Consider the following 11613-nt stretch of genomic DNA (forward strand, 5'->3'; position numbering starts at 1 on the left):
AGATTCTAAATTTCCATATCCCAGCATTCTTGTTGAGCTTTCTTAGCTTGCTGTTCAGTTTCTTCTGGATGCATAGTGCGAAATTTATGATGATCTGCAGGTATGATATCTATCATTTTTTCAATCATATCTTTAGGATCAAATTGGTTTTCTAATTGTGCTTCTTGTTTTTGCATATCTTCCTTGTTAGTAAAATTACTGTCTTCATTGTACCATTTATATTTTTCTTCTGCACTTCTATCATTGAATCCTGTATTATATGGTCCTGGGTTAATCGTTGCCACTTGCACTCCAAACTCTTTTAACTCTTTTTCCAGGGTCTTGGCAATTCCTTCGATTGCATGCTTTGTAGCAGTGTATGGACCTACATATGGTGTTGCTGATACACCTGCAATGGAACTCATAAATACAATCTTCCCACTGCCCTGCTTTACGAATTTTTTAGCAGCAATTTGTACAGTTTCTAACGTAGCAAAAACGTTCACCTCAAACAATGCACGAAATCGATCCATCGGTACTTCTCCTAACGGTCCACCTTCATTGATAGCTGCATTTGCAACAAATATATCAAAATCATAATCTTCCATTTGTGCACGGTCACGTTCGTTCGTAATATCCATCTTGAATATTTCCATCTTTAACCCTAATTCATTGGCCTCTCGTAATAGGTCTGTTTTTTGAGAAGTGTTTTCTGTTGTAGCGATTAAACGATGACCCTTCTTAGCAAGTCCAATTGCTGCACCTCTTCCAAGTCCGCTTCCAGCACCAGTAATAAAAATAGTTTTGCTCATAATTATTCCTCCTACTTAAGTGTCTTCTATTTTCTGTTCCCTACCAGAAATATATAAAACACTCGATTCGTCTAAACAATTAAACGAATGATATAGAAAGAATTAGTTACAGCTAGGCCTTGCTCTGTACTATTTTCATCAAATATTTTAGTTACTTTCGATAAATCCTCTTCCTTTAGCCTTTCGTAAATAGATGTCTTTTGACCAAAGCAACGTAACTTTAATACATCGATAGGAGAATGCAAATATTCTATACTTGTTACATGCTCCAGTTCAATGGAAGTGAAGCTACTAATCTCCAATTGTTGATTTATTTTATTTAGTATTGGTGTACCAAAAGAGTAGTCAAATAGATTTGGAAAAATTAGAGGTAGTTCTTTTGCTGCTCCATCACCTGGATGAAGTCCAAGAATTGATCCTCCCTTCATCACTACTTCTGTAAGGGCTGGATAAGCAGATGTAGGTCCCTTTCGAGTGTATGCACATTCAAACTCATTTTTCTCAAAAGGTAATCCTTGTTTGCTATTTCCAACAATGAATGTAAGGTTCGACTTTTCATTCACCTTAGCAACTTCTAAGAAATTTTCAGTTACATCAAATCCTACAATCTGTTTTGCAATCGAGCTACAAAATTTAGTAAAATCACCATGTCCACAACCAACATCTAGAACTCTTTTGTTTTTTATCATTTTTGATACTTCTTCATCAAAAATAGACTCTCCGCTGGGCTTAGTAATGCTGGAGTTCCAAGTATATTTATAAATACGCTGTAACTCTGAGAGCTGTTGATACCACTCTATGGAATGTGGTGTTAACCATTCAGAAAAGGTCGTTGGATTATTTAACATTTACACCCTCCCCTTGCTTGTTACGCTCCTTAAACAAAAGCCATAAACAGCTAAATACAATAAACGCAACTAATTCTAGTGATAAAATATACCATGGATAGGGCCCTAAAAAGTCCAACAAACTTCCACCTCTTGGCTTTTCCTGTAAAAACATATAATTGCCTTCCACTAAAAAGTTTATAAAAAATAGGAATGGTAGCAATACATTTAACGTAATCATCGTCTGGATAACGCCTTTAAAGGTTGGCTTGTAACCTCTCACCCAAGTAAAATAAAGCGCGGTTAAAATGATTCCAAAATGCGTATAGAAAAAATGGAAAAACCTGAAATGAGGAAAGTTTAAATCCAAAACAGGTGTTGCAACTGCCTGGATTGCTCCTCCAATACCAGCGAAAAAAACAAATGAATAAAGCTTCTTTTTTCCAGTCCAAAGCAAAACAATTGTTATAATCAAACTAATACTGCATAGTTCTAATGGTAATGAGTTACCCCAATCCCATCTTCCTGTTTGAACAAGCCATATATAATAACAACCATCCATTATGAATAAAGTAAGAGCGAAAAATCGTTCCATGAATTGGACTTTCTGTTGTTGAATAGTCCATCTATTCCTATTATAAAATAAAAGAAGGATTAGAAAACACAAGGTAATCATTGAAGTTATATGAACAGCTGAAAACATTTCAAATGCAGATTCCATTTTCTGTCTCCCCCACTCTTAATCTACTCTATTATATTCGGCACAAGCTTTTGAATTTCCTTTGAAAAAAATATAAAAAAGCTACTGGTTTTCAACCCCAAGTAGCTTTCATCATTTGAATATAATTTTCACATTTTAGGCCATTAAATAATTTGCTAAATAGAAAAATAGTAATAGTAATTTGAATCTCTTATAAAACCAATTTTTTCGTAAAGTCTTTGTGCTGGAATGTTTTCCTTATCCGTCTCAAGTAAAATTCCTTTTGCATCTGTTTCCTCTGCAAAATTAATGACCATTTTTATTAATTTTTCTGCAAATCCATTATTGCGTGCACTCTTTTTCACATATAGATCATTTAAGATCCATGATTGTTTCATACTTACGGAAGAAAATGATGGATATAACTGTACAAAACCAACTGGACTATTCTCATCATAGGCTATGAAAACTACTGATTCTTCTTTTACTAATCTTTCTTTTAAAAAAGCTCTCGCACCTTCAAGATTCGATTCTTGTTTATAGAACAATCTATATAAATCAAAAAGTTCCGTCAGTGAATCAAGCTCATTTAATGTAGCTCTTTGAATGCACATATTTTATCTTCCTTTATTTAATTTTTATTGTATTTTACCATTTATTAACTAGATTTTGTTAAAAAATTAAATTTCGAAAGTTTCCAGTTGAATCACTCTTATTGCAAGCAGTTTAAAATCCCTTTTCTTCCATTGACGAGTTACGGACATCAATATTGGGGAAGCACTCTTTGATAATTCATCAGTACCTAAGCCGAGCAACAGCCGTATGTTATTTCATCACCAGCCATTTCCTTACGCAAACTTATACAGAAATCTTTACCACTCTAGCTCCACTAATTGTTTCATCGCTGATGATTTAGTTTCACCCGTTTCTTTGTCAATAAGGGATGAGTAAAGGTGTGGGATGACAAGTTCTGCACCGTTTTCGAGACATATTTGTACAATTTCATGGACATTACTTAAGTCAATTCCACCTGTTGGCTCAATGATTTTAATACCTACTTTTGATGCAGCCTGCGTCATTTCTGCTAATTCATCGAGATACTTTACTCCTTCGATCGGATAAAACTTAATGGACGGAATCCCCATTTCAGCAATCATCGTTGCGGCTAGTTCACAAGTAACCTTCTCGCGGTGAGCAGAACTCAATGGACCTGTGGAAATATATACTTGCCCAGGAGTGCCAGTTGGCTCAATCATCGAGTTGATCAGAGGAACATTTTCTGTAGTTTGTTCCAATCTTCCAAGCGTATAACCCGATGCAGGGAACACTTGGTTGATGTGATCTGGTAGAGTTGCTACAGACACTTCGGTCACTTTTTTCCACATCGCTGGGTCTCCTGCACCCAACCCAACCGATACTGGGATATTATTTCCTTTGAATTCTTTTACTAATTGGATAGCAGCCTCTTCTGTCGGGAAGTTCTTGACCATCACTCCGACTAATACACGGTCTCCAGCAATTTGCACTAGTTCCTTTGCATTTTTTAAATCCTTCGCTAATACATTAAAAATAACACGATGTTTAAATGGCATTATCTCACTCCTCGAGCTAATATTAGTCTAATCTTCTCTGCAATAGTTTCTTCTTGTCCTTTAAGTAAAGGTCTCGGATCAACTGATAATATTCCGATATTCACATAGTGATGGCGTAAATAGATGGCTGGATTTCCTGATTCTAGAGCATGCAGTAATTCAGCTGCGTCCATGCCTGCTTCCTTACTGTTCACCTCGATATTTGCCCGGTAAATTTCTCGTCCTGCCTCATCCTGTTTAATCATGCATGTTAAACCAGGAACCCCATTTAAATCTTCACAAAGTGATTTCATTCTACTAATTTGAAGCTCGATATTTTCATCTTTGTGAGAATACTGTTTCAACGCCACCATCAAACCGGCAATTCCTTCTTTTCCAATCTTCATGGGTCGTCCAATCCCCTTGTATTGCTTCCTACATGCTTCCATTAATACTTTTTTACCGCAAATAAACCCCGATGTTGGGCCTTCTAATGCTTTACCGCCACTGTATATAACGATGTCTGCACCCATCGCAATATACTTCTGAAAGTCTTCTTCCGCAGCAGCATCCATAATAAAAGGAATTTGATACTTTTTTGCAATCTCAATCATTTTTTCAATTGACTGCATACCTTTTTGAATAGCGTGATGAGACTTAATATACATAAGTGCGGCCGTATGTTCATTAATGGCTTCTTCGATATGTTCTGCTTCTACTTTGTTTGCTTGACCTACTTCTACTACTTTGCCTCCACCTAAACTGATCATTTGTGCAATGCTTGCTCCAAAATGAATTTGCTGTCCTTTTTGAACAATCACTTGATTTTTCAATCCATCTGAATATGGTAATCTTTCAATATGTGTCAGATTAGTACCAGCAATCACTGATGCAACACTAATCGCTATTCCTGCTGCTGCACCACTTGTTGGACAGCCATCCTCAGCCCCTGTTACTTCAGCAATCACTGTCCCTGTTAGTTCCATAATTTCATCTATATCTACATAATTCTGCGAGGCCTCTTTCAATGTTTGCGCAACTTCCTCACTCACAGCTGATGCTCCGAGAGCCGTCATTTTTCCACTCGCATTAATCACCTGCTTTAAACCTAATCGTGTAAAAACATCCATCTTTTTCACCTCAGTCTAATGAAATTGGGAAAAATGCACCTAACAGCATTGCTCCTATTATTGCACCACCTACAATTGGTTTTTTTCCAGCATAAAAAATTGCGGCTCCAACAATAGCTCCAACTCCGATTGGAATTGACGCCGATGCTGCGGAAATGATGATTAAAGGTCCTAAGAACCTTCCCGATGCATTCCCCGCCCCCATCATTACGTCTGCACCAAAAGTGGAATTAGATTGCCCCACTGTAAATTTACGAATTACTATGACTGTATAACCAATTGCAAGTCCTAAAACTGCTCCAGTAAGTAAAGATAGTGTGAAGTTTTCAAGTGGTGCAGTGATCCCTGAAGCTAGAAGTATAGCTGGTATTCCAATTCCTATTCCCGTTTGGATAGCTCCGCCAATATCTAAAATCCCAACAAGAGAACCCTCTAGAATACGTGCAAATAGGAAACTAGCTCCAAATGCTGCTGCAACTCCATAGCCCCCTCCTTGTAGACCTACTTCAAGCATCGCAACAATCGCCACATCATTAAATGCCCCAATTTTATATACATAGTACATATGTGTACCAGCAAATACTCCTGAAGACAATAGGGCTACCAAAAGTGGAAATGACCAATCTGCATACCAAAAACTCTTCATATTAATTTCATTGTTCCCACCCATTTACTTCACCTCATATCCGATTAATTTGTGTAAATCGATCAACCATTCAGGTGCTTCTAGATTAAATCCTTGGAGAAAAGCAATATCAAATCCTCGGAAAAACCCACTTAATACAAACAGTAAAATTACAGAAACCAATAACGTCTTCGTAATCTTGTTCCAACCGCCGTCATCTACACCTTTACCTATTAATATCCCTAAAACAACACCTGGAACTGCATTTCCCATGACCAAATGTGCTGCTCCACCGAAAATTGTTCCCCAGATTCCAGATCGTTTACCAGAATCCAAAGCTGCTAACCAGAAGATAACTGGCATTACAGGGTTGATAAGCAAGTTCGCCGCAGGTACTAATACTTTTAGTGCAATTGCTTGCAGTGATTCAGGAATTGCCGATGCTGTTGAATTTAAGAATGAAACAACGAGTATCCCGATAATAGCTCCCGTAATTGCCATCTTCTTCGGATTATGCAATGTATCCTCTGGACGTTTTCCTTTTCTCATTAATAATGCAGCTGCCCAGTTTGGTATGATTCGATGATCCACATCCTGCGTGAATGCACCAGCACCAACAGAAGATGCCCAAGCATTAAAAAAGAATCCTAAACCAAAAGAAAAATGTGACGCAGCATCCCCCGCACATGCATTTAGCTCTCCCAGAGTCCGAAATGCGCCCATACCTTGTGAACTTGGAGCATGAAACATCCGAGCTGCACCAGCACCAACACCAAAGCCAACAAATCCTCCAATGATGATTGACTTAATGATAATCACTAGTAATTCCACTATTCATTCCTCCTTTTATTTTGGAAAAAGACTTCCCATTGCGTGACTTTTTATATTATTTTTTTGTTCCACCTTGTTGAAATTGATTTCCTCTACATTCAAAAGAAATAAATTTATCTTTACATCTAATACAACACTGTATTTGCTTCTTTTTCGTGGAAAAAAGAAGAACAAAAAGCGTTCTATATACGAAAATTCTTTCGCCTCTACAACGTCGACGTCAATAGGCTCAATCCGAATAATCATATTTCCCTTATAATCTTTCATAACTTTTTTCTGAATATTGCCTAGGGCAATGTTCAGTGCTTTTTCTTTCGAATCACCTTTGCCCTCGGTACGTACTTTTGTCTCAATAACATTTTTCATAAAATTACCCCCTTATTTTTACTAACTCTTCTGTTAGTCTTCTTCCTAACTCTTCAGAGTCGTTAAACCCAAAACCAAGTACTCTTTTACCTTCCCTAAGAGCTGTTAACCCCTCTTCAATGGAACGCATACCGTATTGTGCTGGGTAACCATACTTTGACTGTGCTGTAATAGCTCCTGCTCCTCCACTGCCACAAAAAGAAATGCCCAAGTCTGCATTCTCTTCCTTCATCTTGTCACCTAGTTTCATATCAGCAGCCATTCCACTAATAACGATAGCAATGCCCCCTGCTGCCTCTACGCCTTTCCCAACATTTTGCCCTTTTCCCAATCGATCACCAATCACAACAATAACTTTGCTCATCACACATTCCTCCTATTTATTCTTCATTTAGTTTTGCAGCTTCAAAGTGAATTGATAAAAGATATTTTTCATCTTCATGTAAATTACTAAGTTGCTTACAAATTTCACTTGCCATCTCAATAGACTCTGACGAGACTTCATTAAATATTTCTTTTTCCACCGACTGAATTGGTTCTTCATTCGTTGAGCGATAAACCATTCCAGAAATATGTGAAACAAATGAAAGCCATTGAGGTACTGTCATGAGAACTTTTTTAGACTCTAAAAAATCTTTTGAATACGTTAAAACATCTATGCATAAATCTGGATTCCCGCTTTTACTGATTATCTCTTGCTCTTTTAAATTTTGTGTATTCATAGTTGTACAACCTTCCCATCTTTCAGTACCATGTGTGGTTTGAGTATTTGACTCGCCTCTAGTTCTACTCCCATAGAGTCAGTTAATATCGTTCGTTGTTTTATCTTTTTAAAAATCGTGATATCGGCTGTAGTCCCTAAAGCTAACGACCCTATATCACTTGCCCTTAGAGACCTTGCTGCTCTCGATGTAACCGTTTTCACAACTTCCATTAAGGGAATCCCTAATTCCAACAACTTGGACATTGTATTCATCAGGCTACCAACAGGGTTTTGATAGTTTTTAAGATAGATATCAGTACTGGTTGTAAACGAATCATCGTATTTATCTCTAAACTTCATCAGAGTTTCATAGCTGAAGCTATCGGTGCCGTGTCCAATATCAAATAATATGCCTTTCTTTAAAGCCTCCATCGCTTCTGGGATCAGTAAACCTTCTGCATTTAAAATTCCATATTTTTTCCCATGAAATGCATGCGTCACAATGTCTCCTCTACGTAAAAGAGGAAAGATTTCTTCCAAATTTGGAGGTGGGTTTCCGATATGGACCATAATTGGAACGTTTATATGATCTGCTACCATACGAGCATGTTCAAGAGGTTTAATGCCTCTGTTTTTAACAACACTCCCACTCATACGTGCTTTCAACCCCACGATGCTTGGTTCCTTTTCAAAAATCTCTTTCGCTTCTCCCAAACTCATTAAATCTTCCAGATTGGCAAGTTCAGATAAGCCGTTAGTTAAGCCTTTTCGTGATATATTAAGAAATGAAAGAACTTCCGTTCGACTCGGTTTAATTACTTTTTCCTTAAAAGTCGAGTAATCTGAATACCCGGAACTCCCAGCGTCCACTACTGTTGTAACTCCTTGCTCAATACCAACAAGATCTGCCTCAATTCCTAGTTCTGTGTGTTCTGTAAAGATATGCACATGCATATCGATGAAACCAGGAGAAACATAGCAGCCTTCAGCATCGATATATTTTACATTTGAAGAACTTATATCTTGAGGTGCTACTAATAACCCGTCTCGTACACCAATTTCTTTCACTTCAATTGTGTCTTGTTCTGGATCTATGACAATCCCATTTTTTATGATGATTTCTTCTAGCACAAGAACACCTCCAGCTATTTTAAATAATGTAGTATTGCATAAATCTCTGCTTCGTGAACCTGTAATTCGTGTGTATCTAAAATTTTTTTTATCGTTTTAATATTCTCTACGTCATAAGTGTTGTTTATTGAATAGGAATAGTTATCGTATTGTTTATCGAAATAGTAGCGATGGACCATTAAAGAAATATGCAGCATGAGTGCCTGCTTCTTTGACTCACTTATCTCATTTATAAAAGCTAACTGAATTTCTTGGTTAACCTCAAACCCTTTTAAGATAATTTCTTGACTGATAAATTCATTATCTTTATCACTAATTTTCTCCTCAGTACTTTCTAGCAAGTTATTGAATTGAAAATTTTTAAATCGAAGTAATTCCTTCACTTTATTTTTAATGTTTTCAATATCCCTCTTACTTGGCAGGGAATCTACGATTACTAACGGAAGAGCTGTTTCAATCGGAAAGACACTAATAATGAAATCGACCTCTTCTTGTATGCAAATTTCATCTACTTCCATAATCGAGCAATTTTTAACGATTTCGATATCGTAAATTTCTCTTTCAACACGATTTTTAATAAGGCGTGCAACACCTTTTCCAGTAGAGCAAACATATAAAGTACGAATTTTACCTTTTTGATCAAATTTCTTTTCAAAAGAGACGATGAAATGGAGGACTATTAATGATATAAATGAATCAGGCGCTGAAATTTTTTGAGGTGTAAGGTACAATTGGCATGCACTCTGTATGGTTGTGAATAGAGCTGAATATTCTCTCTTTAACTCTTTCGTAAAAGGATTAATCTCTGTAAAATTGATTTCACCTTTTTGGAAACGCTGAGAAAGATGAGCAAACAGATTATTAAACAATTTTGGATCCTTATGATAGTGAATACCTTGTATTTCACTCACATACTGAATTATTTCTTTTGTCACCTTTAGTATGTCGATTTGATTGAGATCATTATCACTTTCACCCGACACATAGCGGTATTCCTCTTCAAACAAAGGATACTGCATTTGTTGACACACCTTTTCCATTAGTTGAACTGTTAAATCATTGTGATCTGCTTTATTTAAAATCCGATAATCTTTCATCGTAAATCCGGCGTTCATACGAGTAATCGAGATGGTAAGTCGGAATAATATTCTCAATACCTCTGATTCATAGAGTACATGTTTGGGTGTGGAAGAAATTAACTCAGCCATTTGCTTTTCAATAGTTTTATAAATTGGAAGTATATCCTTAATCATTTGCACCCCACCACTTAAATCATCTCGTCTTGTTACTCGACTCATAATTTTATATACATCATTATTCGTCAAATCAGCATGGATCAAATGTTCAAACAGCAGCCTTAGCGAAAGTTCTTCCCCTATTAACTTATAACCAGTCCCGCGCATTTTTTCTAACTCTATATTCCATGGTCGGAGCAATTCATCCATTTGTTTAATATCATTTAATGAAGTATTTCGACTTACATCTAGTTGTTCGGAAAAAGTAGCCGCAGTTACATATCCAGTGTTCACCAGCATATACAAAATCATTTTTCCTACTCTGGCCTCTTGGTTCAGATAAACATTATTTCTTTCAACTTCCGGTAAGGCATGAATAATTGCTAATCGTTTTTCCTCGTCACAATCAAGCCAAATCCCTTTATTTGGTTGTGAAAATACTTTTCCTCCTTGCTCACAGAGCCATTTTTTCACGTCATCCATTTCATATTTAATCATCCTCGTGCTTACATTAAACTCTTCAGATAAATCCTTCAGATATATAGGACCACTGGCTTCTAAAAGCTTTGTTAATAACCTAAACCCTCTTATGGTTAGCACTCTTATCCCACCCTCTAGTTCTTTGGCTTTTCTACATATTCTCTGAGCGTCCGAGGTATTCAAAGGTCTGGCACTTTAAAAGACCAAAATAACCTGCGTTAAAAGTATTAGAAAATAAACAAAATTTGAACTATTTGTTCATACTTATAATCTTAAGCCTTCATTGAATTTAGATAAAGGCAAATTTTTTTCCTACCGATGAGGAAAGAAATTGTTGATTTGCATCTTCCTCATAAATTACAAAGAAGAAAACCCTTCTCCAACGAGCAAGGTTTCCTTCTTTCTGTCCTTTTATAAAAGTCAATTGAGCTACCATAAAAAGTCGTAGAGGAATGCGCCAAAAAGTAAAGAAATGCTGTTCTAGGTTCAACGAGCTTTCATAATCCTATCTTCCTGTTTGAACAAACCATTTAACTTAACCTTCTGCTAATATCCCTGTCCTAGTAGTAGAGACAAAAAAAGTTACTAGATTTCTATATAATCTAGTAACTTTAATCATTGGAATTTAATTTTCACATTATTACGTCCATTAGATTTGGCTTTATATAACTCTTCATATGCTATAGAAAACATTTCAGCTTCGTCCTTAAAGCTACCCCTTAAACCATGAACACCACCCACACTAGCAGTCACTTGAAAAGAATGCTGCTCCCAACAAAATAGTAAGCTTAATTGTTCAACGGCGGCTCTTAAAGACTCTCCCAATTGAACAAACACTGCTGCACTAATATCGGTTAAAAAACAAATAAATTCATTTCCATCAGCATGAAGAAGTAACCCTTGTCTGTCGCTTGAAATTGTTTTAATACAATTTCTGACTTGTTGTAAACAACGATTTCCTTCTATACAACCGTGAAAATCATTATAGCGTTTGAAATGGTCGAGATCGATTATACAAAGTGCGACTTGCAAATCTTCCCTACAATCACCCAGCACTTCTTTCATATACTCTGTCAAATGTTTGGGGTTTGCCAGCTGTGGCAATTCATCATTAACAACTTCTCCACTCTCATACTTTGAAAGGTCATCCACCATTTTTTTTTGAATAGTAATCTCATTTTCTAATTGTTTATTCATTGTTTCTATTTTCACCACCTCTTTGC

Annotated in this window: 14 protein-coding genes; all 14 read right to left on the reverse strand. The window is 36.5% G+C overall.

Features of this window, described 5'->3' with window-relative positions; all coding sequences use genetic code 11:
- Nucleotides 1-5: 5 nt before the first annotated feature.
- Nucleotides 6-791: an SDR family oxidoreductase gene (locus MKY29_RS17415; RefSeq protein WP_340880379.1), complete on the reverse strand. Its 786-nt coding sequence runs from the start codon at nucleotides 789-791 to the stop codon at nucleotides 6-8.
- Between the two features lie 71 nt (nucleotides 792-862).
- Nucleotides 863-1639 carry a class I SAM-dependent methyltransferase gene (locus tag MKY29_RS17420; RefSeq protein ID WP_093495147.1) on the reverse strand — a complete coding sequence of 259 codons (777 nt, stop codon included), beginning with the start codon at nucleotides 1637-1639 and terminating at the stop codon, nucleotides 863-865.
- On the reverse strand, nucleotides 1629-2339 hold the full coding sequence (locus tag MKY29_RS17425) for a YwaF family protein (RefSeq protein ID WP_340880380.1): 711 nt from the start codon (nucleotides 2337-2339) through the stop codon (nucleotides 1629-1631). Before MKY29_RS17425 ends, MKY29_RS17420 begins: the two co-directional genes overlap by 11 nt.
- Nucleotides 2340-2494: 155 nt before the next feature.
- Complete coding sequence (locus MKY29_RS17430) at nucleotides 2495-2932, reverse strand: GNAT family N-acetyltransferase (protein ID WP_340880381.1); 438 nt, start codon at nucleotides 2930-2932, stop codon at nucleotides 2495-2497.
- Between the two features lie 258 nt (nucleotides 2933-3190).
- Complete coding sequence (locus MKY29_RS17435) at nucleotides 3191-3910, reverse strand: KDGP aldolase (protein ID WP_340880382.1); 720 nt, start codon at nucleotides 3908-3910, stop codon at nucleotides 3191-3193.
- Nucleotides 3910-5019 carry a DgaE family pyridoxal phosphate-dependent ammonia lyase gene (locus MKY29_RS17440; RefSeq protein ID WP_093495151.1) on the reverse strand — a complete coding sequence of 370 codons (1110 nt, stop codon included), beginning with the start codon at nucleotides 5017-5019 and terminating at the stop codon, nucleotides 3910-3912. The genes MKY29_RS17435 and MKY29_RS17440 overlap by 1 nt, the downstream gene beginning before the upstream one ends.
- A gap of 10 nt (nucleotides 5020-5029) precedes the next feature.
- Nucleotides 5030-5689 carry a DUF4310 family protein gene (locus tag MKY29_RS17445; protein WP_340880383.1) on the reverse strand — a complete coding sequence of 220 codons (660 nt, stop codon included), beginning with the start codon at nucleotides 5687-5689 and terminating at the stop codon, nucleotides 5030-5032.
- Complete coding sequence (locus MKY29_RS17450; RefSeq protein ID WP_093495152.1) at nucleotides 5690-6475, reverse strand: DUF4311 domain-containing protein; 786 nt, start codon at nucleotides 6473-6475, stop codon at nucleotides 5690-5692.
- Nucleotides 6476-6490: 15 nt separating this feature from the next.
- Entirely contained in the window at nucleotides 6491-6841 is a 351-nt protein-coding gene (locus MKY29_RS17455; RefSeq protein WP_090568180.1) for a DUF4312 family protein, read from the reverse strand.
- A gap of 4 nt (nucleotides 6842-6845) precedes the next feature.
- Nucleotides 6846-7205 (reverse strand): SFCGS family glycine-rich protein, encoded by a 360-nt coding sequence (locus MKY29_RS17460; RefSeq protein ID WP_093495154.1) that lies wholly within the window; start codon nucleotides 7203-7205, stop codon nucleotides 6846-6848.
- A 16-nt stretch (nucleotides 7206-7221) separates the two neighbouring features.
- Complete coding sequence (locus tag MKY29_RS17465; RefSeq protein ID WP_093495155.1) at nucleotides 7222-7563, reverse strand: PRD domain-containing protein; 342 nt, start codon at nucleotides 7561-7563, stop codon at nucleotides 7222-7224.
- Nucleotides 7560-8675 (reverse strand): amidohydrolase/deacetylase family metallohydrolase, encoded by a 1116-nt coding sequence (locus MKY29_RS17470; RefSeq protein ID WP_269915752.1) that lies wholly within the window; start codon nucleotides 8673-8675, stop codon nucleotides 7560-7562. The genes MKY29_RS17465 and MKY29_RS17470 overlap by 4 nt, the downstream gene beginning before the upstream one ends.
- A gap of 14 nt (nucleotides 8676-8689) precedes the next feature.
- On the reverse strand, nucleotides 8690-10510 hold the full coding sequence (locus MKY29_RS17475; protein WP_241598403.1) for a BglG family transcription antiterminator: 1821 nt from the start codon (nucleotides 10508-10510) through the stop codon (nucleotides 8690-8692).
- 495 nt (nucleotides 10511-11005) lie between these two features.
- Complete coding sequence (locus MKY29_RS17480; RefSeq protein ID WP_340880384.1) at nucleotides 11006-11587, reverse strand: GGDEF domain-containing protein; 582 nt, start codon at nucleotides 11585-11587, stop codon at nucleotides 11006-11008.
- Nucleotides 11588-11613: the final 26 nt, after the last annotated feature.

It is taken from the genome of Psychrobacillus sp. FSL K6-2365 (assembly GCF_038003165.1).
GTDB classification, from domain to species: Bacteria; Bacillota; Bacilli; order Bacillales_A; family Planococcaceae; genus Psychrobacillus; species Psychrobacillus psychrodurans.

Bases quoted from the DNA above. Each gene is read 5' to 3' on its own strand.
- MKY29_RS17415 (WP_340880379.1), bottom strand. From the start codon at position 791: ATGAGCAAAACTATTTTTATTACTGGTGCTGGAAGCGGACTTGGAAGA.
- MKY29_RS17420 (WP_093495147.1), bottom strand. From the start codon at position 1,639: ATGTTAAATAATCCAACGACCTTTTCTGAATGGTTAACACCACATTCC.
- MKY29_RS17425 (WP_340880380.1), bottom strand. From the start codon at position 2,339: ATGGAATCTGCATTTGAAATGTTTTCAGCTGTTCATATAACTTCAATG.
- MKY29_RS17430 (WP_340880381.1), bottom strand. From the start codon at position 2,932: ATGTGCATTCAAAGAGCTACATTAAATGAGCTTGATTCACTGACGGAA.
- MKY29_RS17435 (WP_340880382.1), bottom strand. From the start codon at position 3,910: ATGCCATTTAAACATCGTGTTATTTTTAATGTATTAGCGAAGGATTTA.
- MKY29_RS17440 (WP_093495151.1), bottom strand. From the start codon at position 5,019: ATGGATGTTTTTACACGATTAGGTTTAAAGCAGGTGATTAATGCGAGT.
- MKY29_RS17445 (WP_340880383.1), bottom strand. From the start codon at position 5,689: ATGGGTGGGAACAATGAAATTAATATGAAGAGTTTTTGGTATGCAGAT.
- MKY29_RS17455 (WP_090568180.1), bottom strand. From the start codon at position 6,841: ATGAAAAATGTTATTGAGACAAAAGTACGTACCGAGGGCAAAGGTGAT.
- MKY29_RS17460 (WP_093495154.1), bottom strand. From the start codon at position 7,205: ATGAGCAAAGTTATTGTTGTGATTGGTGATCGATTGGGAAAAGGGCAA.
- MKY29_RS17465 (WP_093495155.1), bottom strand. From the start codon at position 7,563: ATGAATACACAAAATTTAAAAGAGCAAGAGATAATCAGTAAAAGCGGG.
- MKY29_RS17480 (WP_340880384.1), bottom strand. From the start codon at position 11,587: ATGAATAAACAATTAGAAAATGAGATTACTATTCAAAAAAAAATGGTG.